The organism is Cobetia sp. cqz5-12 (genome assembly GCF_016495405.1).
GTDB lineage: Bacteria > Pseudomonadota > Gammaproteobacteria > Pseudomonadales > Halomonadaceae > Cobetia.
In genome coordinates, this window is sequence record NZ_CP044522.1 from 3,814,232 (window position 1) to 3,841,115 (window position 26,884).

The following is a 26,884-nucleotide window of genomic DNA, read 5'->3' on the forward strand; positions in this document are numbered from 1 at the left end:
GGTGAGACAGTCCATGAAACGACAACGCCCCGCAGGCTAGCCTGCGGGGCGTTGTCGTCTTTCACTGAGCGAGTCAGCGATCAGGTGATGACTGTCACGTCATCCGCCTGCAGGCCACGCTCATTGCTGATGACGTGGTAACGCACTTTCTGACCTTCGGCCAAGGTACGGTGGCCCTTGCCACGAATGGCACGGAAGTGAACGAAGACATCTTCACCACTTTCACGGGTCACGAAACCGTAGCCCTTGTTGACGTTGAACCACTTGACCTCGCCGATCTCACGATCGTCGTCCTCGACTTCAGCCAGTACCGCAGAGCGCGGAGACAGCACCGGAATGGCAAGCGTCGCGATCAACAGCAGGATGAACACGGCCGCGACGGCAGCCGCGTACGCCAGCTCGAAGCCCTCGACGCTAAGCGCCTGGCTCAGGGTGTCGGCCAGCTGGCCGCCGGTCAGGGTGATGAAGGCAGCAATCAGCAACGGTGCCGGCAGTGCCAGCAACAGGCTGATGATGAAGCAACGGAAGAACGTCTTGGAACTCATCAAGATAAACTCTCTAGGTAATGGGTGGAGGTGTAACGCGAGGGCAGAAATGAGTGCTTCGGATGATCCCTATCAGAATGTTCTGCCCTTGATCGCAATGGACAGCGCCTGACCGCACGACAGGATTGCAGCAGCCATCGTCAGTCGGGAAACTGCCTGAATGCAGCGCCTCACGGCGGTGCCCGTCACCGTCACTGATACACGCGAAGATGCCTGTGCATCGCTCTGGCGACGTCGTGGCTCGTGATGCAGGTAACTCCACATCAGTCGATGGAACCGGCCCTGTCAATGACGCGCGAAGCGCAGGCAATCGAAGGCCGTCAATGGGTGCGATATACGAAAAATAAGTCAATCGCACTGTCAACAGTCTATCACGCCTCTTCCTGATGCGTCTGAGGCAACTCAGTGACAATCCTTCAACACTTTGCGGTAATTCGACCACGATCCAGGCAACGACTGCAGCGACGATTCGGCGTGCCATCGCTCAGAAATCGTGGCATGGGTGATGCCATGAGTCCTCATCCATCAGCGACTGCCTCACCCTCTCCCCCCACTGCCCACGCGGACGATTCCCTCACCCTCTGGAGCCCAGATGCATGACAACCTCGACTGATCCCAACCTGGAAGCCCGACTCGAAACACTGGAATCGCGCCTCGCGCATCAGGATGACTGGCTCGAGACCCTCGATCGCACCGTCATCGCCCAACAGCGTCAGATAGAGACCCTCGAGCGCCTGACCGCGTTGATGGCCAGCCAGCTACGCACCCTGCGTGAGCAGCAAGGCGATGCAGACTCGACAGCACCTTTCAGTGCGCAGCCACACGACGAGCTGCCGCCCCATTACTGAGCCGCCAGCGGCACACAGCTCTCCCGGTGCAGACCGGCCAGGGCCTTGAACGCAAACCGGCCCCGCAGCGGGGCTGCGGGGCCGGTCAGGCAGTGCTGAATCAGAATTTCTCGACTCAGACAGTGTCGAATCAGAGACTCTCGACACAGATCGTGTCGAAATCGACAGGGCGACCTCAGGCGGTCAGGCCGTCCAGATAACGCTCGGCATCCAGCGCCGCCATGCAGCCGGTACCGGCAGAGGTGATCGCCTGGCGGTAGACGTGGTCCATCACATCGCCACAGGCATAGACGCCGGGGATGCTGGTCTGGGTAGCATTGCCTTCCAGGCCGGACTGGACCTTGAGATAGCCGCCCTGCATGTCGAGCTGGCCTTCGAACAGGCTGGTGTTCGGACGATGACCGATGGCGATGAACACGCCCATCGAGCTCAGCTCCTTGGTGGCGCCGCTCTCGACATGACGCAAACGCACGCCGGTGACACCGGAGTTGTCGCCCAGCACTTCGTCGAGGGTGTGGTGCCATTCGACCGCCATGTTGCCGTTCTCGACCTTGTCGAACAGCTTGTCCTGCAGGATCTTCTCGGCACGCAGGCTATCGCGACGGTGCACCAGCGTGACCTTGGAGGCGATGTTGGACAGATACAGCGCTTCCTCGACAGCGGTGTTGCCGCCACCGACCACCACGACTTCCTGATTGCGATAGAAGAAGCCATCGCAGGTCGCGCAGGCCGAGACGCCCTGGCCCATGAACTGCTGCTCACTCGGCAGGCCCAGGTACTGCGCGCTGGCGCCGGTGGCGATGATCAGGGCGTCACAGCTGTAGCTGCCGTTGTCGCCCTTGAGCAGGAACGGACGCTCGCCGAGGGTCACTTCGTTGATGTGATCGAACAGGACTTCGGTCTCGAAGCGCTCGGCGTGCCGACGCATGCGCTCCATCAGCTCCGGCCCCTGTACGCCGGCATCATCGCCCGGCCAGTTGTCGACGTCGGTGGTGGTGGTCAGCTGGCCACCCATCTGCATGCCGGTGATCAGCAGCGGCTTGAGATTGGCACGTGCAGCGTAGACGGCGGCGGTGTAGCCCGCCGGGCCGGAACCGAGAATGATCAGACGTTCGTGACGGACATTGCTCATGGATGACCTCAGTGACAGATGAAGGCGGAGGATTTCACCAACAGCAATGACGGCTGCTGGCGATCAATGTACTGAACGATACCGACAACGCTACGCACGGCGCATGCGATCGGCATGATTCAGGACACGGCATGATGATGCGGGCCTGCTGGCGCCCGTGCAGGCTTCCCGCTGAAGGCACTTGTCATCGCTGTACTCGCAGGCTCGCTGGGCTGATCGAGGCGAACAAGGACTGCGCAGAGTAGCGCAGACGCCGCCAGCTTTCAGCACCGGACTCAGACCGGCATCGCAGAAGCTTATGCTCAAGCACGACCACGCAGGATGGCGTTGCCCAGATGCGCGGAAGCCGCCGCCAGGGGCGACGGCTTCCGGTTCGCCTACCTCTCGAGACACTCATCAACGAAGGTTCGAAAGGCAGTCGCGGGATCAGTCAGCGCGAACGCGTGAGCTGATCTCGTCCAGGCAGCGACTTACAGGCTGCTGGAGTGGCCTGCCAGGTACTTGGCAACACCTTCAGCGGTGTCCTTCATACCTTCCTGACCTTCTTCCCAGCCTGCCGGGCAGACTTCGCCGTTGGTCTGGTGGAACTGCAGGGCCTTGACCATGCGGACCATCTCGTCGACGTTGCGGCCCAGCGGCAGGTTGTTGACGACCTGGTGCTGAACGACACCGTCTTCGTCGATCAGGAAGGAAGCGCGCAGAGCGACGCCAGCTTCCGGATGCTCGATGCCGTATGCCTGGGTGACTTCGTGCTTGACGTCAGCCACGATCGGGAAGCCGACTTCACCGATGCCGCCAGCGTCCGGAGAGGTCTTGCGCCATGCGTGGTGAGTGAACTGGGAATCGATGGACACACCGATGACTTCGACGCCGAGTTCCTTGAACTTCGCCAGACGGTTGTCGTGGGCGATGATTTCAGACGGGCAAACGAAGGTGAAGTCCAGCGGCCAGAAGAACAGCACGCGCAGCTTGCCGTTGGAATCAGACAGCTTGTAGTTGTCGACGATGGTACCGTCGCCCAGCACTGCTGCGGCTTCGAAATCCGGGGCCTGACGTCCGACCAATACGCTCATGGTGATCTCCTGAGGAATAATGATGATAAAGGCAGCGGGCCGCCTTTGTGATGAATCGCCACACAGACTAATCGCCACGTGTGGCAGATGCCAAATGTTTGCTGCAATCACCACCATAGAGATTGCCTATGGCAGCTCGATGACGCCAACAGCGGGTGTCGGGATCATAAGTGACCTTGGCTGCAGAATACAGCATCTACCGCGCCCTGCCCTGCAAGCCTGTCACTTTGCATCACTGACGCCTGCCGGCGCCGGTTCCAGCGCGCCGCGCAGGTGAGATACCGTCAGAAATGCCGTCACAGCACGTCGTCATCCTGGCCGATATCCAGGCCTTCGAGCTCTCCGCTGACCGGGTCGACCTGCTGGCGCACCTGGATCGGCTGACAGCAACGCTCGCAATCGATGATGTTGGTCAGACTGCCCTCGTCCAGATCCAGGAACACCGTGAAGGGCGTGTCGCAGTAGGGGCAGTTGATTTCCGCCTCATGCAGCGCCTCATTGACCGCCCCCTCCTGCTTGTCTTCCAGCAACTCATGGCCCGGCCATTCATCGGACTGCCCCGAGGAATGCTCCGCCAGCCACTGCTCGACCGCCGCATCCAGAACCTCATCATCTTCCAGCAGCTCGCCGGATTCGCTCGGCCTGCGACCTTGTTCGTTCATGACAGCCTCCGTTGTGCCTGATGGTGAACGCGACGGACGTTGCGGATCTCACCGCTTCGGATGCCAGCGTTTCGGATACCCTGCGCCGGATACCCCTGTCTCGGGTGTCTTGAGGGCACCATTCACGCCGCGAGAGTTTCGTGGCGGCAATCTCTATGGCAGCGAACGCGACGCAGGGTTCCTTGCTTCACACTATCCTCGATGATGGTGTGCGCTTGAATTCCTGTCACATGATGACCATAGCCTTATACAGGCAACCATCCGCGACCTGGCAGTCGCTCTCGCGACGCGTCGCATCCGGCCGAGGCACCTGACGCGCCTGTTGAACGACACTTCAGCAGTCTGGCCGGTGAAGACAACGACAAGGAGGAGAATCATGGGTTCCCAGCGCTCTCAGTCACTGGATTCGCTTGACACCCTCTCCGAGCTGGAAGTCGGAGACAAGCGCTATCACTACTACTCGCTCAAGAAGGCGGCCGACACGCTTGGCGACCTGACGCGACTGCCCTTCACGCTCAAGGTGCTGCTGGAGAACCAGCTGCGCTTCGAGGACGGTGAAACCGCGACCAAGGAAGACATCAAGGCGCTGGCCGACTGGCAGAAGACCGCTTCCAGCACCCACGAGATCGGCTATCGTCCGGCGCGCGTGCTGATGCAGGACTTCACCGGCGTGCCCGGCGTGGTCGATCTGGCCTCCATGCGTGACGCCGTCAAGAATCTTGGCGCCAACCCCGAGAAGGTCAATCCGCTGACCCCGGTGGATCTGGTCATCGACCACTCGGTGATGGTGGACCACTACGGTGACCCGAGCGCCTTCAAGGACAACGTGCGCATCGAGATGGAGCGCAACCGCGAGCGTTACGAGTTTCTGCGCTGGGGCCAGCAGGCCTTCGACAACTTCTCCGTCGTCCCGCCGGGCACCGGTATCTGCCACCAGGTGAACCTGGAGTATCTCGGCCGCGCCGTCTTCACCCGCGAGGAAGATGGCAAGACCTTCGCCTATCCCGACACCCTGGTCGGCACCGACTCCCACACCACCATGATCAATGGCCTCGGCGTACTCGGCTGGGGTGTCGGCGGTATCGAGGCGGAAGCCGCGATGCTCGGCCAACCGGTCTCGATGCTGATTCCGGAAGTGGTCGGCTTCAAGCTGACCGGCAAGCTCAATGAAGGCATCACCGCGACTGACCTGGTGCTGACCGTCACCCAGATGCTGAGAAGCCGTGGCGTGGTCGGCAAGTTCGTCGAGTTCTACGGTGACGGCCTGGATGACCTGCCGCTGGCCGACCGCGCGACCATCGCCAACATGGCCCCGGAGTATGGCGCTACCTGTGGCTTCTTCCCGCTGGATGACGAGACGCTCAACTACATGCGTCTGTCCGGTCGCTCCGATGAGCAGGTCGCACTGGTCGAGGCCTATGCCAAGGAGCAGGGCCTGTGGCGCGAGCCGGGTCACGAGCCGGTCTTCTCCGATACGCTCGAACTGGACATGACCGAGGTCGTCGCCTCCCTCGCCGGCCCCAAACGCCCGCAGGACCGCGTCGCCCTCACCGATATCAAGCAGACCTTCGAGAAGATTCTCGGCGATCAACTGGGCGAAGTGCCGGACATCGAAGACGGCAAATGGCTGTCCGAAGGTGGCCAAACCGCCGTCGATGTCGAACAGAGCTACGAGAAGGATACCGACTACAGCGAGCTGAATGGCGAGACCTTCCGTCTCGACCACGGTGATGTCGTGATTGCCGCCATCACCTCCTGCACCAACACCTCCAACCCCAGCGTGATGCTGGCGGCGGGTCTGGTGGCGCGCAAGGCACGTGAGAAGGGCCTGAGCAGCAAGCCGTGGGTCAAGACCTCTCTGGCACCGGGCTCCAAGGTTGTCACCGACTACCTGGCGACTGCCGGCGTGCAGGATGACCTCAACGAGCTGGGCTTCAACCTGGTCGGCTATGGCTGCACTACCTGTATCGGCAACTCCGGCCCGCTGCCGGACCCGGTCGAGGAAGCCATCAACTCGCGTGATCTGACGGTCGCCTCGGTACTGTCGGGCAACCGCAACTTCGAAGGTCGCGTGCATCCCAACGTGCGCACCAACTGGTTGGCGTCACCGCCCCTGGTGGTCGCCTATGCACTCGCCGGTACCGTGCGTGTCGATCTCTCCAAGGAGCCGCTGGGCAAGGACTCTGATGGCAATGACGTCTTCCTGAAGGACATCTGGCCGAGTCAGGCCGAGATCGCCGAGGCCGTCGAGCAGGTACGCACCGAGATGTACCGCAAGGAGTACGCCGAGGTCTTCGATGGTGACGAGACCTGGCAGGCCATCGAAGTGCCGGAGGCCGAGGTGTATGAGTGGAAGGACTCCACCTACATCCAGCATCCGCCGTTCTTCGAAGGCATGCAGCGCGAACCGGAAACCGTTCAGGATGTCGAGAACGCCCGCGTGCTGGCAATGCTCGGCGACTCGGTGACCACCGACCACATCTCACCGGCCGGTGCCATCAAGCCGGACAGCCCGGCGGGTCGCTACCTCAAGGAGAACGGCGTCGAGGTCAAGGACTTCAACTCCTACGGCTCACGTCGCGGCAATCACGAAGTGATGATGCGCGGCACCTTCGCCAACGTGCGTATCCGCAACGAGATGCTCGATGGCGTCGAGGGCGGCGAGACCCGCCACGTGCCGTCCGGCGAGCAGATGGCCATCTACGATGCCGCCATGAAGTACGCCGAGGAAGGCACGCCACTGGTGGTGGTCGCCGGCAAGGAGTATGGCACCGGCTCCTCACGTGACTGGGCCGCCAAGGGCACCCTGCTGCTGGGTGTGCGTGCGGTGATCGCCGAGTCCTACGAGCGTATCCACCGCTCCAACCTGATCGGCATGGGCGTGGTGCCGCTGCAGTTCCCCGAAGGCGAGAGCCGCCAGTCATTGGGGCTGACCGGTGATGAGGAAATCAGCATCAGCGGCCTGAATGACCTGACGGCCGGTGGCAAGGTCCAGGTCACCTTCAAGAGCGACAAGGGTGAGCAGAAGATCGAGGCGCTGTGCCGCATCGATACCGACAACGAGCTGGAGTACTACCGCCACGGCGGCATCCTCCACTACGTGCTGCGCGGCATGCTGTAACCCGCCAGCCGCTCACCGCAGCGCTGACTGCAATACAAAAGCCCCCGCAGGCATGGCCTGCGGGGGCTTCTTCATATGCACACTCTGTTTCAGGCAACCTGTTTCAGGCAATCTGCTTCATGCGCTCACTGACGGCGCAGGCACGATCAGAACGCCTTGCGACGGTAAGCGCGGTAACGCGGCTGCCAGAAGTTCTTCTCGATGTTGGCCTGGATGATCTCATCGCTGGAGGTCAGCGCCACGCCGTCGGCCTGAGCCTGACGTGCCACGTCGAAGGCGATCTGACGGCTGATGTCCTGGATGTCGCCCAGCGACGGCAGCAGCGCGCCCTCGCCCTTCAGGACGATGGGGGCGTTGTTGGCCAGCGCGTTGGCGGCGGCCATCAGCATGTTGTCGGTGATGCGCGAGGCGTTGGACGCCAGCACACCCAGACCGATGCCCGGGAAGATGTAGGCGTTGTTGCACTGGGCGATCGCGTGGGTGTGGCCATTGTGCTCGACCGGCGCGAACGGGCTGCCGGTGGCGACCAGCGCCTTGCCGTCGGTCCACTCGATGACTTCCGCCGGCGTCGCCTCGACGCGTGAGGTCGGGTTGGACAGCGGCATCACCAGCGGGCTCTCGCAACCGGCCTGCACGGCACGGATCACGTCTTCGCTGAACAGGCCACGCTGGCCGGATACACCGATCAGCACGCTAGGCTTGGCGGCCTTGACCACATCCAGCAGGCCGCGGTCGCCGAAGTCGGCCACGCTGTCGACGTCGTGAGCCAGACGGCTCTGGAAGTCGTAGAGGCCTTCCATGTCGCTGGTCAGCAGGCCGAAGCGATCGACCATGAAGACGCGCTTGCGGGCCTCGGCCTCGTCCATGCCTTCCTTGACCATCGCCACCACGATCATCTCGGCGATGCCACAACCGGCGCTGCCGGCACCCAGGAAGGTCACGCGCTGATCGGAGAGCTTCTCGCCCTTGGCCTTGCAGGCCGCCATCAGGGTCGCAACCACGACGGAGGCGGTGCCCTGGATGTCGTCATTGAAGCAGCACACTTCATCGCGGTAACGCTCGAGCAGCGGCATGGCGTTGGCCTGCGCGAAGTCCTCGAACTGGATCATGGCTTTCGGCCAGCGACGCTTCACGGCAGTGATGAACTCGGCCACGAAGGCGTTGTAGTCATCACCGGTGACACGCTCGTGACGCCAGCCCATGTAGCGCGGATCGTCCAGCAGCTTCTGGTTGTTGGTACCCAGGTCCAGCGAGATCGGCAGGGTGTAGGCCGGGCTGATGCCGCCACAGGCGGTGTACAGCGACAGCTTGCCGATGGGGATGCCCATGCCGCCGATGCCCTGATCGCCCAGCCCCAGGATACGCTCGCCATCGGTGACGACGATGACCTTGACGTTGTCCTTGGTCGCGGAGCGCAGGATGTCATCCATGTGCTCGCGGTCCGGGTAGGAGATGAACAGGCCGCGGTGGTTGCGGTAGATGTTGGAGAACTCCTCGCACGCCTGACCGACGGTCGGGGTGTAGATGATCGGCATCATCTCCTCGAGGTGTTCCTCGATCACACGGAAGAACAGGGTCTCGTTGTCGTCCTGCACCGAGCGCAACAGGATGTGCTTGTCGAGGTCGGTGGCGCACTGCTGATACTGGCTGTAGACGCGCGCGACCTGCTCTTCGATGCTCTCGACATTCTGCGGCAGCAGGCCCATCAGATTGAAGCTGACACGCTCCTCGAGGCTGAAGGCGCTGCCCTTGTTGAGCAGCGGCATCTCGAGCAGGCTCGGGCCGGCGTAGGGAACGTACAGGGCGCGCTTGGAAGTATCCGTCATGGCGAGACTCTTGAATCAGTGGGGACGACCTCACGCTCGGCAAGCTTCTGGCATGCCGGCAGACACGCGCAGCATGCCCGCTGAAGCACCGCAGAAGACCTGCTGGCAACCGGGCGTCCGAGGGACCTTTCGACGTGCAGTTTCCACGTGCGAACAAGGCATGATGATAGCACGCGCAGTGCTATCTCCGGCAGCCTGTGCAGGGTCGGCGTGCGTTGCGCAGACAAGGGTGCTGCATGACGAGAAACGCCCCGCTCATCCCCCTGACGGGGAAGGAGCGAGGCGTTCGCGGTCACGTGCTGAGAATGGCTCAGGCCAGATCGGCACGCGATGCCGGCTTGCGCGGCGCAAGCGCGAAGAACGGGCGCAGTTTCACACCCAGCATGTTGCCGGCGAAGGCCATCACCAGCCACAGCCAGCCATGCAGGCTGCCGGAGGAGATGCCACCGAAGTAGGCGCCGATGTTGCAGCCGAATGCCAGACGCGCACCGTAGCCCAGCAGCAGGCCACCCAGCACGGCAGCCACCAGCGAGCGCAGCGGAATGTTCCACTTCGGCGCGAACTTGCCGGCCAGCAACGCGGCCGCCAGCGCCCCTACAACAATGCCGATGTTCATCACCGTGGTGATGTCGGTGTAGAGCGGTGCCGCCAGAGCCTTGGCATTGCCCGCCGCCTGCCAGTAGCCCCAGTCACTGACATCGAAGCCCAGCGCGGTATAGGCCTTGGTGCCCCAAAGCGCGAAGGCCGAGGTGATGCCCCACGGGCGACCGGCCAGCGCCAGGGTGACGAAGTTGAGCAGCGCCAATGCCACTGCTCCCGCCAGCAGCGGCCAGGGGCCGCGCAGGAAGCGTGACAGACCACGCGGCTGGCTGTCGGTCTCGGCCGCCTTCTCGAGCTCACCGTGACGACGCTTCTCCAGCGTACGTGTCACCAGCACGATGATGGCGAACAGCACCAGGCTGACGATGATGCCCCCCAGCGCGCCGAAGCTGTCCACCAGCGAGACGGCGGGCAGCGACGGCAGGCTCTGCCACCAGCTGAAGTGCGCGGTGCCGATCACCGAGCCGACACAGAAGAAGATCAGGGTGATCACCATGCGCGCATTGCCGCCACCGACGGTGAACAGCGTGCCCGAGGCGCAACCACCGCCGAGCTGCATGCCGAGCCCGAACAGGAAGGCACCGACCACCACCGAGGTCCCCAACGGCGAGACGAAACCGGAGACCTCCTGCCCCCACAGGCTGCCCGAGGCCAGTACCGGGAAGAACAGCACCACGGCGATCGCCAGCATCAGCATCTGGGCACGCAGGCCGCGGCCGCGGCGCTCGGTGATGAACACTCGCCAGGCGGAGGTGAAGCCGAAGGCGGCGTGATAGAGCACCACGCCCAGCGCGCCGCCCACCAGCAACAGCAGGCCCTGGCGCCAGCCGGATACCAGCCCCAGCAGGATGGCAGCCACCACCAGCAAGCCTCCGGCCAGAATGGCCTTCGGGTTGATGGTCGTCGTGGGCCCGGCAGGCTCACTGGCCCTGCCCGGCATCGCTTGTTGACTCATGTCGCGTTCCCCTGTTTATCGATCATGTTTCATTCACCATATAAGGCAAGTCTACTCCGTCGCCTTATATCTGAGAATGAATTTTCAGCATTCCATTCATTCCAGTCAGGCATATGCCTGATGCTGCGTCCCGAGCGCTTACACCACGATTCTCTCCATTACACGCCAAGGGCACCACACACTCTCAGAAGGCCCCACACACTCCCAGAAAGCCCCATAACGAAAGCCCCCGTCATCCTGAAGATGACGGGGGCTGATCGAGCGATCACGGTCAAACGCTCACAAGCGGCTTCGCGTGGAGTTGTCTAGATGAAGTTGCCCAGACCGACTGCGCGACGCAGACGCTCCATCATCGGTGCGGCCTCTTCGCGGGCACGCTCGGCACCGCGCTTGAGGATCGCCTCGACATGCGCCGGGTCTTCCATCAGCTCGACATAACGCTCACGCGGCGCCTTGAGGTGGTCATTCAGGTATTCGAACAGCTGGTTCTTGGCGTCGCCCCAGCCGATGCCGGCCGCGTACTGCTCACGCATGGCGGCGACTTCCGCCTCGGTGGCGAAGGCTGAATAGATCTGGAACAGCGAACAGGTATCCGGGTCCTTCGGCTCGCCCGGCTCCAGCGAGTTGGTCTTGATCTTGCGCACGCTCTTGAGCAGCTGCTTCTCGGTGCCGAACAGCGGGATGGTGTTGTTGTAGCTCTTGGACATCTTGCGACCATCGAGACCCAGCAGCAGCTGGGATTTCTCGTCGGTCACCGCCTCGGGCATGGTGAAGTAGTTGCCCTTGAAGAGGTGATTGAAGCGCCCGGCCATGTCGCGCGCCATCTCGATATGCTGGATCTGGTCACGCCCCACCGGCACCTTGTGCGCATTGAACATCAGGATGTCCGCCGCCATCAGCACCGGATAGCTGAACAGACCCATGCTGATGCCGCGATCGAGATCCTCGATACCGCTCTCTTCATTCTCGGCCACGGCGCCCTTGTAGGCATGCGCGCGGTTCATCAAGCCCTTGGCGCACACGCAGTTGAGCAGCCACATCAGTTCCGGGATTTCCAGCACGTCCGACTGGCGATAGAAGATGGCGTTGTCGGTGTCCAGACCCAGTGCCAGCCAGGTAGCGGCGATCTCACGACGCGATTCCTGCACGCGCTTCGGGTCCTGACACTTGATCAGGGCGTGGAAGTCGGCGAGAAAGTAGAAGGACTGGACCGTCGGGTCCTGACTGGCCTCGATGGCAGGCTTGATGGCGCCGACATAATTGCCGAGATGAGGGGTGCCGGTGGTCGTGATGCCGGTAAGAACGCGGGTCTTGGTCATGGATGCACTTCTTGGGCGTCTGGGTCGGGAGGTCGTGCCGCGGGGCTGCACTCGCTCACAATGGATCACGACAGGTCGCGGCAGCACCGCTCGAATCCCTCGAACGCAGCCACCATGACCTGTCGCTATATGTCCCACATCTTACCCTGAGGCGTGCAGCCTTCGTAAGGGCCGGCGCGCCCGGCTCACTCCCTCGTCTCAATCCTTCACCAGTGCCTCGGCGAGCGCAGTGACCGGCATGTCGAAGGCCTCGCCGACTTCCGGCAGGATCAGTTGCCCCGCGTGCACATTGAGGCCCGCCGCAAAGTGGCTGTCCCGACTCAGCACCTCGCGATAGCCGCCATTGGCGAGGCGCACGATATACGGCAGCGTCGCGCTGGTCAGCGCCTGGGTCGAGGTACGCGCCACCGCGCCGGGCATGTTGGCCACGCAGTAATGCACGATGCCATCCACCACGTAGGTCGGCTCGGCGTGCGTAGTCGCCTGGCTGGTTTCGAAGCAACCGCCCTGATCGATGGCGACATCCACCAGCACGGCGCCGGGCGTCATCTTGCGCAGATGCTCGCGACGAATCAGCTTGGGGGCCGCCGCCCCGGGCACCAGCACGGCACCGATGATCAATGCCGAATGGCGCACCGCTTCCTCCAGCGCCTCGGAGGTCGAATAGACGGTACGAATCTGGCCCTGATAACGGTGATCCAGCGCCTCGAGACGCGCCAGTGAGGTATCGAGAATCACCACTTCGGCGCCCAGCCCCAGCGCCATGCGTGCCGCGTTCTCCCCCACCACGCCGCCGCCGATCACCGTGACCCGTGCCGGTGGCACACCGGGCACGCCGGGCAGCAGCACACCCATGCCACCCTGCGCCTTCTCCAGTGCATGCGCACCGGCCTGGATCGCCATGCGCCCGGCGACGCGACTCATGGGCGCCAGCAACGGCAGACCACCGGCGGTGTCGGTGATGGTCTCGTAGGCAATGGCCGTCACGCCACTCTCCAGCAGGCTCTCGGTCAGCTCACGGGCGGCGGCCAGATGCAGATAGGTGAACAGGGTCTGGCCGCGGGTGAGCCGCGCCACCTCGGCCGGCTGCGGCTCCTTGACCTTGAGTATCAGCTCGGCGTCGCGAAAGACCCGCTCGACGTCCGACTCGAGACGCGCGCCCACGCCCTGATATTCAGCATCGGGGTAGCCACTGCCCTCCCCGGCGCCAGACTCGACGATCACCTCATGGCCCTGGGCGATCAGCTCACGCACACCGGCAGGCGTGAGGGCGACGCGATACTCGTGGTTCTTGATTTCCTTCGGCACGGCAATCTGCATGGTGAACTCCTTGCACTGCTGGCGGAATGCACTGACGTCATCACGACGCCTGCTACAAGCACAGCAGACTCGTCAGCGTCTCGCCAATCAGATACCAGCAAGATTCACCAAAACACGCCAATGATGCAGTGGAATGCGACGAATCATCGCTGACTGGCAGTTTCCTCACTCACCAGCGCCGCCGAATAGCATTCACGATAGGCGCCGGGCATGCGTCGGGCACGCCCAGTCGAGAGCTCGATGCAGACAAAGCGCGTGCGCGCCTCCAGCAGCGTCTGGCCATCCGAGCACCGGCGCAGCTGGAAGCGACGCGTCAGACTCAGGCGACCATCGCAATCCACCAGCCAGGTCGCCAGCATCAGCGAATCGCCAAGTCGCGCACTGGCCAGATAGTCGATCTCGTGACGGTGGACCGCCATGCCGCGGTCCTGCTCACGGTAGTGCGCCAGGCCAAGCCCCAACGCTTCGGAGTGTGCCCAGCTGATGTCCTCCAGCCAGCGCACATACTCGGCATTGTTGACGTGACCATAACCATCCAGCGCCTTCTCCTTCACTCTGATCGGCAACAGAAACGGACGTGGCAGTGCCCAGCCGGGGGAATCTTGCGTCAACGGCGACGCGGCGCTCGCCTTCGGGGTGCCTTTGCTCATGCCACGAACTCCGGGTCCTCATCGCGCGGGCGCACCTGTGGTGCGGGCTGCTGCGGCGCGCTTGCACCACAGGCCCAGCACTCGCTGAAGCTGCCCTCGAGATGTTCGCCACAGGCACACTGCCAGTCCGGCAGGACCGGCGCGGCCTCGATACTCGCCAGCAGGCGGCGGGCATGCACAAGGTCATGCTCTGCCACCCACAGCTGGGGCTCGCAGTCGAGCACGGGCAACTCGCCCGCGGCCGAACCGAGCAGGCGATTGCGCAGCTCACAGGGGATGCCCTCGCTTTCCAGCAGGTTGCGCCAGTGATCGAGCAGCACGAGATTGTGATGAGATGTCAGTCGTCTATACATGCCATCAGACTACCAGAGTCCATGAGCCATGGACGATTAGCCAAAAGCGAGCTGTAGTCGATAGACAAGCCACAGACGACTCACAAGCCACAGACGACAACGCCGCCCCGAAGGGCGGCGTTGTCGTCGATGCCGGATGGCACAGCCATCAGTCCTGCTATCCGTCAGGCGTCATCAGTCACGATAGACGCGCACACCGAGGGCCTTGAGGTAGGACGTCTCGGGGATGGACGGGTGCACCGGGTGGTCGCTGGCCTGATGGCCCTGGAAGATAACCTGACCGTGGCGGTCCTGGTGACGCACGGCGCCGCGCACCACATCCATCAGGCGCTCCGGCGCCAGATGCATGGAGCAGGAGCCGGACATCAGCAGGCCGTCACGACCCAGCAGGCGCATGGCTTCACGGTTGAGGCGTGCATAGGCGCGCTCGCCGTTGGTGATGTCCTTGCGCTTGCGGATGAAGGCGGGCGGATCCGCGATGATGACGTCGAACTGCTCGCCTTCCGCACGCAGGGCCGAGAGGGCCTCGAAGACATCCGATTCCGCGATGGAGACGCGATCCTCGACACCATTGAGCACGGCGTTGTCAGAGACACGCTCGAGTGCCGCGCCGGAAGCATCGACACACAGCACTTCGCTGGCGCCATGCGCCGCCGCCTGCACACCCCAGCCACCGACGTAGCTGAACAGATCCAGCACGCGCTTGCCTTCGACCTGGCGGTTCAACCAGGCACGGTTGGCACGGTGGTCGTAGAACCAGCCGGTCTTCTGGCCGTCGAGCACCGGCGCCGTGAACTGGACGCCGTTCTCTTCCAGCAGCACGCTTTCCGGCAGCTCGCCGTAGACGACTTCGACGTTGCGCTCGAGCTGTTCCTGACGGCGACCGCTGGAATCGTTCTTGAACACGATGGCCGTCGGCTTGACGACCTTCAAGAGCGCATCGACGATCACTTCCGCCAGACGCTCCATGCCGAAGGTGTTGAGCTGACAGACCAGCACGTCGCCGAAGCGATCAACGATCAGCCCCGGCAGCAGGTCGCCTTCGCCGTGGACCAGACGATAGAACGGCTTGTCATAGAGACTCTCGCGCAGCGACAGCGCCTGGTTGAAGCGGTGCACCAGCAGCGAGCGATCCAGACGCTGTTCCGGGTTGCGCGACACAATGCGCGCGCAGATCAGCGAGTTCGGGTTGACGTAGGCAACACCCATCGCACGACCATTGCTGGCCTCGATGATGGCCTGGGCACCCGGCTCGAAGTTCTTGAGCGGCGTAGCGACGGTATCGACTTCATTGGAGTACAGCCACAGATGGCCGGCCTTGAGGCGGCGATCAGCATTCTTCTTCAGGCGCAGACGTTCAGTCACGGGAAATATCCAGAAAGCAGAGGAAGGGACAGGACGACGACAGGACGCGCCCGAACGGGCCTATTCTAGTCGTCATGGCGGCCCCGGTCACGGAGCCCCCGGTCAAGCAGTGGTCTGATGCGGCTCGCCGCTAGCGCTGACAATACGGGCAGAAGCAGCTGGCGCGCTGGCCCAGCACCAGACTCATGATCTCGTGGCCGCATTCGCGGCAGGGCTCGCCACCCCGCCCGTAGACGTTGAGGCTTTGCGCGAAATAGCCCGGCTTGCCATCTCCGCCGACGAAGTCACGCAGCGTGGTTCCGCCCTGGGCGATCGCCGCGGCCAACACGCTGCTGGCGGCGTTGGCGAGGCGCTCGCACTCCTCGCGCGTCACTTCACCGGCTGGGCGGCGCGGGTCGACACCGGCCATGAACAGCGCCTCGCTGGCGTAGATATTGCCCACGCCCACCACATTGGCGTTGTCCATCAGGAACGGCTTGATCGCCACGCGACGCTTGCGGGAGCGCGCAAAGAGATGCTCGCCACTGAAGGCATCAGACAACGGCTCCGGGCCGAGTCGCGCCAGGCGCGTATCGGCATGCGGGTCACCACGCACGAAGTCGACGAAGCCGAAGCGACGTGGATCGTGATAGCGCAGCACATGGCCATTGCCGAGCACGACATCGACATGATCATGCGTGCGTGGCGGCGTGCCGATGGGCACCAGTCTGAGACTACCGGACATGCCCAGGTGCCAGAGCAGATGGCCATCGGCGATCGGCAACAGCAGGTACTTGGCGCGACGCGCAAGCGTGCCGAAACGCTGACCCACCAGCCACTCGGCGAGCTCACCGGGCACGGGGGTGCGCAGACGCGGCTGACGCACGATCACCTCTGTGACCTCCTGGCCTTCGACCAGCGGCGCGATACCGCGACGGGTCGTCTCGACTTCCGGTAATTCGGGCATGTTCTCTCCTCGACTGACCGCCAGACGCACAACAGGGTGACGACAGAAGCCGCCACCCTGTTGCAGGATGCCCAGAACAGCGACATCCAGATACTCGAAAACCCGGTCAGGACCGGGTTTTCGAGGGTTCCGACAGCACGCTGGCGGGAGACAAGATCACTTGATCTTGGCTTCCTTGTACATCACGTGCTTGCGAACGACCGGATCGTACTTCTTGAATTCAAGCTTGTCCGGAGTGTTACGCTTGTTCTTGTCGGTGGTGTAGAAGTGGCCAGTACCGGCACTTGACACCAACTTGATCTTGTCACGCATTTTCAGTTTCCTTCCACAGTCGCATTCACCGAACGATCGGGCGTATTGCCCTCGGCTCGGTTGCCATTGCTACAGGGGCTGTCTTCTAGTGTTTAGAAGCGCTCGCCACGTGCAGTGAGGTCCTTGAGGACTTCGTCGATACCCTTCTTGTCGATGATGCGCATGCCCTTGGTAGAGACGCGCAGCTTGACGAAGCGCTGCTGGGATTCAACCCAAAAACGGTGGGTGTGCAGGTTCGGCAGGAACCGGCGACGAGTCTTGCGCTGGGAGTGAGAAACATTGTTACCAGTCACCGGGCGCTTGCCGGTAACCTGACATACTTTGGACATTGGAGCCTCCAACCGCTGCGTTGGCTAAGTTGTTCAAAACCTGTCGGGCAAACCGGAAGTGGCAGGCGCCGCCTCATGCCCTGATTTCAAAGTGTTTACGTCCGTTCCGGAAGACAAGCTTTCGGGTGCTGGAACGTGCAGGCGCAGCATTTTACCCGAAGAGGAACGTGAAAGCACGTCCTATACGGATTTTTTTCGCCAGCACGCCCATGCCCGACGTGTCACATCGGTACAGACGCTTCTCAGCCAAACGCTTCACTCAGCCAATGTCGGCCAGAGTGGTCGCGAATTCTGTGGTGGGTGATACGGGAGGCGCAACATTACCACAACCAGTGCCCTGGTTTGCAATCCCTGCGCATTTCGCACGCCTGCGGCGACCGCATCTGGGGGGGCTGTGCCGTCACCGGGCACTCAGCGCCTCAGCCTCCTCGACACCCTCGGCTAGAGCCAGCCACGCTCGGCAAACGAGACCACTTCGCCGTCTCCGACCACGAAGTGATCCAACACGCGAATATCGAAAAGCCCCAGCGCCTCCTCCAGGCGCTGCGTGATGCGCCGGTCGGCCTCACTGGGCTCCGCAACGCCAGAGGGATGGTTGTGGGCCAGAATCAGGGCGCCGGCATTGAGGGCCAGTGCCCGCTTGACCACTTCACGCGGATAGACGGCAGCGGCATCCAGCGTGCCGGTGAAGAGTGTCTCGAAGCGGATGACGCGATGCTGGCTGTCGAGAAACAGCGCGGCGAACACCTCATGCGGCAGGTCGCGCAGGTGCGAGGAAAGATAACGCCGCACCAGCAGAGGCGACGTCAGGGCGGCCCCGCGCATCAACAGGCTCTCCAGATGGCGACGCGACAGCTCCAGCGAAGCCTGCAGCTGCACATACTTGGCGTCACCCAGTCCGCGCGCCGCGCAGAAGTCCTGCTGGGTCGCCTCCAGCAATGGCCTGAGACCACCGAAGGTGTTCAGCAGGTCGCGCGCCAGATCCACCGCCGAGCGTCCTTTTATACCCACGCGCAGAAAGATGGCCAGCAGCTCGGCATCTGACAAGGCCCCTGCCCCTGACGACAACAGCTTCTCGCGCGGACGCTCTCCGACTGGCCACTCTCGAATCCCCATGCACTTTTCTCCCATTGCCTGCCGCCCCGGTGGCTGACAGTCCAAAGCATGAGAAGCGTGGTCAGATGCCGTCTCTTTCGCCATTGTGATCATCAACGCTTGCCGCCCTGAAGGCCTGCGTCTGGCACCGGCATGCCACTCGAGAAAGCCCCTACCCCATGAAGCGAGCGCTCGCATGGGCCATGGCGACACTCGGCGTCGCGAGCTAGCGGCGCTACGCAAGGTTGCATCACGGTGATATGGTAGAGGGCAAACGCGCGAGCGTAGCAATCGACGCATCAGGGACGCAGGACACACCATGCATTCACTCGCCGGACGGCGCATTCTGCTGGGCATCAGTGGCGGCATCGCGGCCTACAAGGCCGCTCTGATCACCCGCCTGTTGAAAAAGGCGGGCTGTGAAGTGCGCATCGCCATGACCGAAGGTGCTCAAGCCTTCATTACGCCGCTGACGTTGCAGGCGTTGTCGGGTCACCCGGTGCACACCTCCCTGCTGGACCCCGAGGCCGAGGCCGGCATGGGGCATATCGAACTGGCACGCTGGGCGGAGGTCATCCTGATCGCGCCTGCCACCGCCGATCTGATGGCCCGCCTGGTGCATGGTCATGCCGATGATCTGCTTACCACTCTGTGCCTGGCCAACAGTGCGCGCTGGGTGATGGCCCCGGCGATGAATCAGGCCATGTGGGCGCACCCCGCCACCCAGCGCAACGCCCGACAGCTCAGTGCCGATGGCTGGACGCTGCTCGGCCCGGCCAGCGGCGAACAGGCCTGTGGCGACGTGGGGGCGGGGCGCATGCTGGAGCCGGAAGAGATCGTCACGGCGCTGAGCGACCTCATGAGCCAGAGTGACCTCATGAACCAGAGTGACCCCCGCCTCCAGAGCAATGAAATGCTATTGCCGGCCGCAGGCCTGACGGTGACCATCACCGCCGGCCCGACCCGCGAGCCGCTGGACCCGGTGCGCTATCTGAGCAATCACAGCTCCGGCAAGATGGGCTATGCGCTGGCCACCGAGGCCGCGGCGCTGGGCGCCAGCGTGCGTTTGATCAGTGGTCCGGTAGCGCTGACGACACCGGCTGGCGTCGAGCGCATCGATGTCGAATCCGCACTGGACATGCAGGCCGCCGCCGAGGCAGCCGCCCGCGAGAGCGATCTGTTCATCGGCTGCGCGGCAGTCGCCGACTTCCGCCCGGCCACGGTCGCCGGCCACAAGCTCAAGAAGCAGTCGGGCGAGGAGGAGATGCAGGTCACGCTGATCCGCAATCCGGATATCATCGCCGGTATCGCCGCCCAGACGCAGGCCCGCCGCGCCGCCGGTCAGCGGGCACCACTGGTGATCGGCTTCGCCGCCGAGACCCGCGACGTGCTCCGCTATGCACGCGACAAGCTTGCGCGTAAACAGCTCGACATGATCGTCGCCAATGATGTGAGCACGCCGGGCCTTGGCTTCGGCAGCGACAACAATGCCGCCACCCTGCTGTGGCAGCCGCTCGATCAGAACCCGAATACGCAACACGAACAGGCCATCGTGGCCTGTCCCAAGACGGAGCTGGCGCGCGCCATATTGAAGCGCGCCCTGGCACTCCATCAGCACAGGGTCAGCCTCGACCCTGCCATCCAGACCGTTACACCGACTGTCACCGACGATCAGGAAGCACCTTAGATGACCCGCCCCCGGCTCGAACTCAAGATTCTCGACGAGCGCGTTCGCGATTACCCGCTGCCGCATCACGCCACTCCCGGCAGCGCCGGCATGGACCTGCGCGCACTGCTGGACGCGCCGCTGACATTGGCGCCGGGCGCCTGTGAGCTGGTGCGCACGGGGCTGGCGATCCATATCGCAGACCCTGCACTGGCCGGCATGATCCTGCCGCGCTCCGGCCTGGGGCACAAACACGGCATCGTGCTGGGCAATCTGGTCGGCCTGATCGACTCCGACTACCAGGGCGAACTGATGATCTCGGTCTGGAACCGCGGCAACAGCGAGTTCGTGCTGGAGCCCGGCGAGCGTCTGGCACAGTACGTGCTAGTCCCGGTGGTACAGGCGGAGCTGGTGGAAGTCTCTGAATTCGAGGCCAGCCAGCGCGGCGAAGGCGGCTTCGGCCACTCCGGTCGCCACTGATTGACCCGTCATGCCAGAGGGCGGCCGAGCGGCAAGCTCGCGCCGGCTGCCGGGCTTCCTATCAAAAGGAAGCCATGCAGGTTTCCACACTGTGCGTCATGCAGCGATAGCGTTCGAGACGCATGACGCCTCAAGCGACTTCACGATTGATTCAACCGACAGGGATGCACCATGAGTCAGGTACCCGCTTCAATTTTCCGCGCCTACGATATCCGTGGCATCGTGGATAAGACCCTCACCGAAGACGGCGTGCGCGCCATCGGCCAATCCATCGGCAGCGAAGCCGCGGCACGCGGTGAATCCACCGTCGTGGTCGCGCGTGACGGCCGTCTCTCCGGCCCGCGCCTGTCCAAGGCGCTGATCGCGGGCCTGCGCGATGCCGGCCGTGATGTCGTCGACATCGGCATGGTGCCGACACCGGTGCTCTACTATGCCACCAATATCCTGGAAGGCACCCGCTCCGGCGTGATGCTGACCGGCAGCCATAACCCGGCCAACTACAACGGTCTGAAGATCGTGCTGGCCGGTGAGACCCTGTCCGGTGACACCATTACCGATCTCTACCGTCGCCTGCAGGAAGGCGATCTGGCACAGGGCGAAGGCAGCCTGCGTGAAGAGGACGTGCGTGAACGCTATCTGGAACAGATCACCGGTGATGTGGTCGTCAAGCGTCCGCTCAAGGCCGTGGTCGATTGCGGCAACGGCGTGGCTGGCGAGCTGGGCCCGGAGCTGATCCGTCGCCTGGGCGTCGACACCGTGCCGCTGTTCGACGAGATCGACGGCAACTTCCCGAATCACCACCCGGATCCGGGCAAGCCGGAAAACCTGCAGGACCTGATCAAGACCATGCAGGAAACCGGCGCGGACATCGGTCTGGCCTTCGATGGTGACGGCGACCGCCTCGGCGTCGTGACGCCCAAGGGCGAGATCCTCTACCCGGACCGCCTGATGATGGCGCTGTCGGAAGACCTGATCGAACGCGTGCCGGGCGCGCGCATCATCTTCGACGTCAAGTGCACCGGCAATCTGGCGACCGTGATCGAGAAGGCCGGCGGCACGCCGGAAATGTGGCGCACCGGCCACTCCTTGATCAAGGCACGCATGAAGGAAACCGGCGCGGCACTGGCCGGCGAGATGAGCGGCCACATCTTCTTCAAGGAGCGCTGGTTCGGCTTCGATGACGGCATCTACGGCGCCGCGCGCCTGCTGGAAATCCTCGCCAAGCAGGATGTCGATGCCGACACCTTCTTCGCCCGTTTCCCGCAGGACCTCGGCACCCCCGAGATCAATGTGGAAGTGACCGACGAGAACAAGTTCGCTATCGTCGAGCGACTGGCCAGCGAAGGCGACTTCGGTAGCGACGGCGTCAAGACCACGCTGGACGGCATTCGTGTCGACTACGCCGATGGCTGGGGCCTGTGCCGCGCCTCCAACACCACGCCGATGCTGGTGCTGCGCTTCGAAGGCAAGTCAGAAGCCGCACTGGAGCGTATCAAGGACAGCTTCCGCGCCGCGCTGAAGCAGGCCGAGCCGAGCATCCAGGCACCGTTCTGATCCCGCACTCGCTCGCCATCGACAGGATGGCATGAGCCGCAACGGGGGCGGCGGTCTGCCGCTTGATAGCCGCCCTCGCCTTGCCAGGCACTACCGCCGCTCATCCGGGCGTGTCGGGTGCCTGAAGCAACCGATTTGCATGACAGCGCGCACCGCGCGTGCTGAAAGACCGTTTCGAGTGACAGTGTCCGGACTCTCTTTCCGGACCATTTTCTGTGGAGTGATACGCTGATGAGCCACGCCAACCGCGACCCGCATCAGGTGGTCGAGGTCCTGTCCGAAGCCCTGCCCTATATCCAGCAGTTCTCGGGCAAGACCGTGGTGGTCAAGTACGGCGGCAACGCCATGACCGAAGAAGCCTTGATCGACTCCTTCGCTCGCGACATGGTGTTGATGAAGGAAGTCGGCATCAATCCGGTGGTCGTGCATGGTGGCGGCCCGCAGATCGGCGCGCTGCTCGAGAAGCTGAACATCGAATCACGCTTCGTCGATGGCATGCGCGTCACGGATTCCGAGACCATGGACGTGGTCGAGATGGTGCTGGGCGGCCTGGTCAACAAGGGCATCGTCAACCTGATCAACCAGAGTGGCGGCAAGGCCATCGGCCTGACCGGCAAGGACAGTGGCCAGATTCGTGCCCGTCAGCTCAAGGTCAGCGGCCAGACGCCGGGCATGAATGCCTCTGAAATCATCGACATTGGTCATGTCGGTGAAGTCGAGCATGTCTCCACGGACCTGATCGAACTGCTGACACGCAACGATTTCATTCCCGTCATCGCGCCCATCGGGGTCGATGCCGAGGGTCGCAGCTACAATATCAATGCCGACCTGGTCGCCGGCAAGGTCGCCGAGGCACTGGGCGCGGAGAAATTGATGCTGCTGACCAACGTGGCTGGCCTGATGAACGCACAAGGCGAAGTCATGACCGGCCTGACCACCGAGGCGGTGGATGGCCTGATCGAGGATGGCACCATCTATGGTGGCATGCTGCCCAAGATCAGCTGTGCACTGGACGCCGTGAAGCAAGGCGTGCGCAGTGCTCACATCATCGATGGCCGCGTGCCACATGCGACCCTGCTGGAAATCTTCACCAATGCCGGGGTCGGCACGTTGATCAGCAACGCGGAAGCGGACACTGACAAGGCGTAAGGTGACAAGCCGGGGCTCGACCCCGGTGTTTCGCGCGAGGCAAGCGACATGCCTCAGGACACGGACCCGCCCGTAGCACACTGCTGCAGGCCGCGATAAACGACAAGATTCCATGACGCAGGCGAATCCAAAACAATCACGTCGCGAACAGATCCTCCAGGCACTCGCTCTGATGCTGGAAGAGGACAGCGGCAAACGCATCACGACTGCAGCACTGGCACGACAGGTCGGTGTCTCGGAGGCGGCGCTCTATCGCCACTTCCCCAGCAAGGCGCGCATGTTCGAAGGACTGATCGAATTCATCGAGAGCACGCTGTTCGAGCGTATCGCGCTGATCATTCAGGACAACGACACTGCGCATGCCCGGGTGCATCACATCCTGAGCCTGCTGCTGGGCTTTGCCGAGAAGAACCCGGGGCTGTGTCGCCTCCTCAACGGTGACGCCCTCACCGGCGAGACGGCACGCCTGCGCACGCGCATGGCGCAGCTGTTCGAGCGCCTCGAGACGCAGATCAAGCAGGTACTGCGCGAAGCCGAGCCTCGCGAAGGGCTGCGGCCGGCCATCACCGTCACGGCAGCAGCCAACCTGCTGCTGGCGTGTGCGGAAGGCCGCATCGGCCAGTACGTGCGCAGCGACTATCGCAAGCGCCCGACCGAGCACTGGGAAGACCAGTGGCAGCTGCTGAGCCGCGATCTGCTGCTGAGCAGTCAGGAGCGCATTGCCGTCTGAGGGTCTACCCCGCGCATATGAGCCGCCCCAGAAGAAACGCCCCGCCTGCAGTCATCGCAGGCGGGGCGTTTCTTCTGGGGCAGGCCATCTCATGTCGCGACCGGGCAAGATCGGACGACGCCTCAGGCGTTGACGCTGAAGCGCTCCAGTATGGCCTCGGCGGACATCGGCCGCGCCAGCAGGTAACCCTGATAGGTGTCGCAGCCCAGTTGCTTGAGTTCCTCGAACTGCATGTCCGTCTCGACCCCCTCGGCGACGATCTCGTGGCCCAACGAGTGCCCCAGGCTGATCACGGCGCCGACCAGCTGGATGGCCTGCTGATTGGGACAGCGGATACCGCCGTCAGAGCCGGCGACCGCATCCATCTTCATCACGAAGCTGCGGTCGACCTTGAGCACATCCAGCGGCAGGGATGACAGATAGGACAGCGACGAATAGCCCTGCCCGAAGTCATCCAGCGCCACACGCACGCCCAGCTCGCGCAGCGCGCCGAGCACGGCAAGCCCCCCTTCCATGTCCTGGATCAGCAGCGTCTCGGTCACCTCGACTTCCAGCCGCGTCGGCGACAGCTTCTGACTTTCCAGCACGCCGAAGACTTCGTTCTCGTAGCCCGAGGTCAGCTGGCGCGCCGACAGATTGACCGCCATGCGCGGCATGTGAAGGCCGGCGTCCTGCCAGCGCACCATCTGGGCACAGGCCTCCTCGAGCACGAACCGTCCGAGGCGGAAGATCAGGCCGGTCTCCTCGGCCAGCGGAATGAACTGGGCCGGCGAGATCATGCCCAGCTCCGGATGCTGCCAGCGCAGCAGCGCCTCGACACCCTGCAGCTCACCGTGGCTATCCAGCTGTGGCTGGTAATGCAGATAGAGCTGCTCGCTGCCGATGGCCTGACGCAGGTCCTGCTCCAGCGTCATGCGCGACGCGACATGCTTGTCCAGCGAGGACTCCCAGCGCAGCGCATGATCGCCGCGCGACTTGGCGTGATAGAGCGCCACATCGGCATTCAACATCAACGCCTGGGCATCGCCATTGGTCTCGGACAGCACATAGCCGGCCGTCAGACTGATGATCAGCGGGCGACCCAGAATCGTGAAGGGACGCTCGACCTTCTGCTGGATCTCCTCCACTACCTGCGCCGGATCATCATTGCCATGCGGCAGATAGAGGCCGAACTCATCGGCCCCCAGACGCGCCACCAGACCACCCGGCGGCAGCAGACGACGCAGACGCTCGCCGACCGCGACCAGCAGCTGGTCACCGGCTTCATGGCCCAGACCATCATTGACGGTCGAGAAACGGTCGATATCGGCGTAGATCATCAAGCCACCCGCCGCGACGCGTTCATCGGCCGCCGCCATGAAGGCCTTGCGGTTATAGAGCCCCGTCAGGGCATCATGGCGCGCCAGGAAATCGAGCTGACGCTCGGATTCCTTGTGCGCACTGATATCCAGCAGCAGGCCTTCCCAGTAGCGCACGCCATCCTCGCCCTCGATCATCACGCTGCGGTCCAGCACCCAACGCTCATGGTCGGCGATGATGCGGAAGACCTGCTCATGGCGCATCTGCGCGCACATCGCCCAATGACGGGCGGCGCTGACGGACTGACGGTCTTCCTGATGGATCAGCTCGGTCAGGGTGATGCCGGCGCCAACCAGTGATTCGGCCGAGCGTCCGAACAGCTCGGCCGAGCCATTGCTGATGAAGGTCAGCACTCCAGTGTTGACCTCGATGCGATACACCACGCCCGGCAGGTTATCCATCAACGTCACCAGGGTGCGAGAACGTGCCGTCATCGACTCGAGCGCGCCCTCCAGCTCATCGTGGCGCTCAGCGCGCTTGCGCTCGGCACGCGCCACCATGACCACCAGCACGACCAGGAAGATGCCGCCTAGCAACATCCCGAACCAGATACGATTCCACCACAGCCACCACAGGCTGGAGAGTGGCTGACTCACGACGCTGAACAGCTTGAGCGGTGCGATATAGCTGCCCGCCGCCATGCGCGGCTGGCCATCGAAGCCCGGCACATGATAACGGCGCACACCACGCTCGGAGATGTACTTGCCCATGTTGGCCATCGAGGACAGCGGCAGCTTGCCGGTCACGCCCAGCGCATGCTCCTGTGGGCTCGAGAACAGCAACAGGCCATTGGTGGAGAACAGACGCAGACGCTGCCCATCATCGGAATTCGGGTTGGCCAACAGGCTGCGTGACTCGGAGAAGTCCAGGCAGCCGATCAGCAGCCAGGACATGCCCTCTATATCCATGTGCCGATAGAACGGCAAGCCCGGCTGACCGGATGCCAGCGGCAGTGCGGAGCCGAACAGCAGGCTGCTGCGCCCGGGTAACGCCTGGGCTTCCGGCTGGGTCAGCTGCCAGCTGCAACTACGTCCCACGCCGATCTGACGCAGGCTGCTGCCACGGTAATCAGCAAACGGCACCACCATCAGCGAGACCAGTGAGGGATGACGGCCCAGTGCGCTATCCAGCGAGCCACGCCACTGCTCCTTGCCTTCGCTGCTCAACACGCGTTCCAGCACCATCATCTCGCGCGAGACATTGGCGATCAGCTGTTCGGTGGAGATATGCAGCTGGGTATCCAGCAGCTCCAGGCGACGCATTTCCTGTTCACGCACATCAAACCATTGGCTGGCCAGAAACAGGCCACCCAACACCACCATCAAGGCCGCATTGAGCCCAAAGATTCGCCACAGCGAATGTGTGCCATTGACGTGCGAGGAAGTCGGGTCCACGGGGTCACCAGTAGAAATGTTTCATGTCTTAGTGTGACAGAATGAAACATTGTGTTGCAGTGTTCAACCAATAACGACGGATTCCTCGGGATCCACTCTCC

General features: G+C 63.1%; 23 protein-coding genes. 7 read left to right on the plus strand and 16 right to left on the minus strand.

Features of this window, described 5'->3' with window-relative positions:
* Positions 1-80: 80 nt before the first annotated feature.
* The gene (locus F8A90_RS17725; protein WP_200017886.1) at positions 81-545 is read right to left on the minus strand and encodes a cold-shock protein; all 465 of its coding nucleotides are present in this window, start codon (positions 543-545) and stop codon (positions 81-83) included.
* 596 nt (positions 546-1,141) lie between these two features.
* Between F8A90_RS17725 and F8A90_RS15785 the strand changes: the two genes are divergently transcribed.
* The gene (locus F8A90_RS15785) at positions 1,142-1,393 is read left to right on the plus strand and encodes a SlyX family protein (protein WP_200017888.1); all 252 of its coding nucleotides are present in this window, start codon (positions 1,142-1,144) and stop codon (positions 1,391-1,393) included.
* Between the two features lie 175 nt (positions 1,394-1,568).
* Here the strand turns inward: F8A90_RS15785 and trxB are convergent, their stop codons facing one another.
* The 3 genes from trxB to F8A90_RS15800 all read right to left on the minus strand — a co-directional run bounded on the left by trxB (position 1,569) and on the right by F8A90_RS15800 (position 4,260).
* Positions 1,569-2,525, minus strand: a complete 957-nt coding sequence (gene trxB, locus F8A90_RS15790) for a thioredoxin-disulfide reductase (RefSeq protein ID WP_200017890.1) — start codon at positions 2,523-2,525, stop codon at positions 1,569-1,571.
* Between the two features lie 470 nt (positions 2,526-2,995).
* Positions 2,996-3,598, minus strand: a complete 603-nt coding sequence (locus F8A90_RS15795) for a peroxiredoxin (protein WP_043333044.1) — start codon at positions 3,596-3,598, stop codon at positions 2,996-2,998.
* Between the two features lie 296 nt (positions 3,599-3,894).
* Positions 3,895-4,260 (minus strand): CPXCG motif-containing cysteine-rich protein, encoded by a 366-nt coding sequence (locus tag F8A90_RS15800; RefSeq protein WP_200017891.1) that lies wholly within the window; start codon positions 4,258-4,260, stop codon positions 3,895-3,897.
* Between the two features lie 376 nt (positions 4,261-4,636).
* On the opposite strand from F8A90_RS15800, the gene acnA reads away from it, so the two are divergent.
* Complete coding sequence (gene acnA / locus F8A90_RS15805; protein WP_200017892.1) at positions 4,637-7,381, plus strand: aconitate hydratase AcnA; 2,745 nt, start codon at positions 4,637-4,639, stop codon at positions 7,379-7,381.
* Between the two features lie 146 nt (positions 7,382-7,527).
* On the opposite strand, the gene F8A90_RS15810 is transcribed toward acnA, so the two are convergent.
* The 11 genes from F8A90_RS15810 to radC all read right to left on the minus strand — a co-directional run bounded on the left by F8A90_RS15810 (position 7,528) and on the right by radC (position 18,472).
* Entirely contained in the window at positions 7,528-9,207 is a 1,680-nt protein-coding gene (locus F8A90_RS15810; protein WP_200017893.1) for an NAD-dependent malic enzyme, read from the minus strand.
* A 310-nt stretch (positions 9,208-9,517) separates the two neighbouring features.
* The gene (locus F8A90_RS15815; RefSeq protein ID WP_442778875.1) at positions 9,518-10,762 is read right to left on the minus strand and encodes a YeeE/YedE family protein; all 1,245 of its coding nucleotides are present in this window, start codon (positions 10,760-10,762) and stop codon (positions 9,518-9,520) included.
* A gap of 305 nt (positions 10,763-11,067) precedes the next feature.
* Entirely contained in the window at positions 11,068-12,081 is a 1,014-nt protein-coding gene (locus tag F8A90_RS15820) for a tryptophan--tRNA ligase (RefSeq protein WP_200017894.1), read from the minus strand.
* Positions 12,082-12,279: 198 nt separating this feature from the next.
* Positions 12,280-13,401 (minus strand): alanine dehydrogenase, encoded by a 1,122-nt coding sequence (gene ald, locus F8A90_RS15825; RefSeq protein ID WP_200017896.1) that lies wholly within the window; start codon positions 13,399-13,401, stop codon positions 12,280-12,282.
* 143 nt (positions 13,402-13,544) lie between these two features.
* On the minus strand, positions 13,545-14,051 hold the full coding sequence (locus F8A90_RS15830) for an acyl-CoA thioesterase (protein WP_200017897.1): 507 nt from the start codon (positions 14,049-14,051) through the stop codon (positions 13,545-13,547).
* Positions 14,048-14,404 (minus strand): putative signal transducing protein, encoded by a 357-nt coding sequence (locus F8A90_RS15835; protein ID WP_200017898.1) that lies wholly within the window; start codon positions 14,402-14,404, stop codon positions 14,048-14,050. The genes F8A90_RS15830 and F8A90_RS15835 overlap by 4 nt, the downstream gene beginning before the upstream one ends.
* Before the next feature lie 174 nt (positions 14,405-14,578).
* Positions 14,579-15,769 (minus strand): class I SAM-dependent rRNA methyltransferase, encoded by a 1,191-nt coding sequence (locus tag F8A90_RS15840; RefSeq protein WP_153636615.1) that lies wholly within the window; start codon positions 15,767-15,769, stop codon positions 14,579-14,581.
* A 130-nt stretch (positions 15,770-15,899) separates the two neighbouring features.
* Entirely contained in the window at positions 15,900-16,715 is an 816-nt protein-coding gene (gene mutM / locus F8A90_RS15845) for a bifunctional DNA-formamidopyrimidine glycosylase/DNA-(apurinic or apyrimidinic site) lyase (protein ID WP_200017899.1), read from the minus strand.
* A 156-nt stretch (positions 16,716-16,871) separates the two neighbouring features.
* On the minus strand, positions 16,872-17,027 hold the full coding sequence (gene rpmG / locus F8A90_RS15850; RefSeq protein ID WP_016417370.1) for a 50S ribosomal protein L33: 156 nt from the start codon (positions 17,025-17,027) through the stop codon (positions 16,872-16,874).
* Between the two features lie 92 nt (positions 17,028-17,119).
* The gene (gene rpmB / locus F8A90_RS15855; RefSeq protein WP_043336270.1) at positions 17,120-17,356 is read right to left on the minus strand and encodes a 50S ribosomal protein L28; all 237 of its coding nucleotides are present in this window, start codon (positions 17,354-17,356) and stop codon (positions 17,120-17,122) included.
* Positions 17,357-17,797: 441 nt separating this feature from the next.
* The gene (radC, locus tag F8A90_RS15860; RefSeq protein WP_043336272.1) at positions 17,798-18,472 is read right to left on the minus strand and encodes a RadC family protein; all 675 of its coding nucleotides are present in this window, start codon (positions 18,470-18,472) and stop codon (positions 17,798-17,800) included.
* Positions 18,473-18,770: 298 nt separating this feature from the next.
* Between radC and coaBC the strand changes: the two genes are divergently transcribed.
* The 5 genes from coaBC (at position 18,771) to slmA (ending at position 24,030) form a co-directional block, all read left to right on the plus strand.
* Positions 18,771-20,138 (plus strand): bifunctional phosphopantothenoylcysteine decarboxylase/phosphopantothenate--cysteine ligase CoaBC, encoded by a 1,368-nt coding sequence (gene coaBC / locus F8A90_RS15865; RefSeq protein WP_200017901.1) that lies wholly within the window; start codon positions 18,771-18,773, stop codon positions 20,136-20,138.
* Positions 20,139-20,597, plus strand: a complete 459-nt coding sequence (gene dut / locus F8A90_RS15870; RefSeq protein WP_107335897.1) for a dUTP diphosphatase — start codon at positions 20,139-20,141, stop codon at positions 20,595-20,597.
* A 171-nt stretch (positions 20,598-20,768) separates the two neighbouring features.
* On the plus strand, positions 20,769-22,151 hold the full coding sequence (locus tag F8A90_RS15875; protein ID WP_200017902.1) for a phosphomannomutase/phosphoglucomutase: 1,383 nt from the start codon (positions 20,769-20,771) through the stop codon (positions 22,149-22,151).
* Between the two features lie 231 nt (positions 22,152-22,382).
* Positions 22,383-23,300 (plus strand): acetylglutamate kinase, encoded by a 918-nt coding sequence (gene argB / locus F8A90_RS15880; protein WP_043336279.1) that lies wholly within the window; start codon positions 22,383-22,385, stop codon positions 23,298-23,300.
* Between the two features lie 112 nt (positions 23,301-23,412).
* Entirely contained in the window at positions 23,413-24,030 is a 618-nt protein-coding gene (slmA, locus tag F8A90_RS15885) for a nucleoid occlusion factor SlmA (protein WP_043336281.1), read from the plus strand.
* A 122-nt stretch (positions 24,031-24,152) separates the two neighbouring features.
* On the opposite strand, the gene F8A90_RS15890 is transcribed toward slmA, so the two are convergent.
* Entirely contained in the window at positions 24,153-26,783 is a 2,631-nt protein-coding gene (locus F8A90_RS15890; RefSeq protein ID WP_200017903.1) for a putative bifunctional diguanylate cyclase/phosphodiesterase, read from the minus strand.
* Positions 26,784-26,884: the final 101 nt, after the last annotated feature.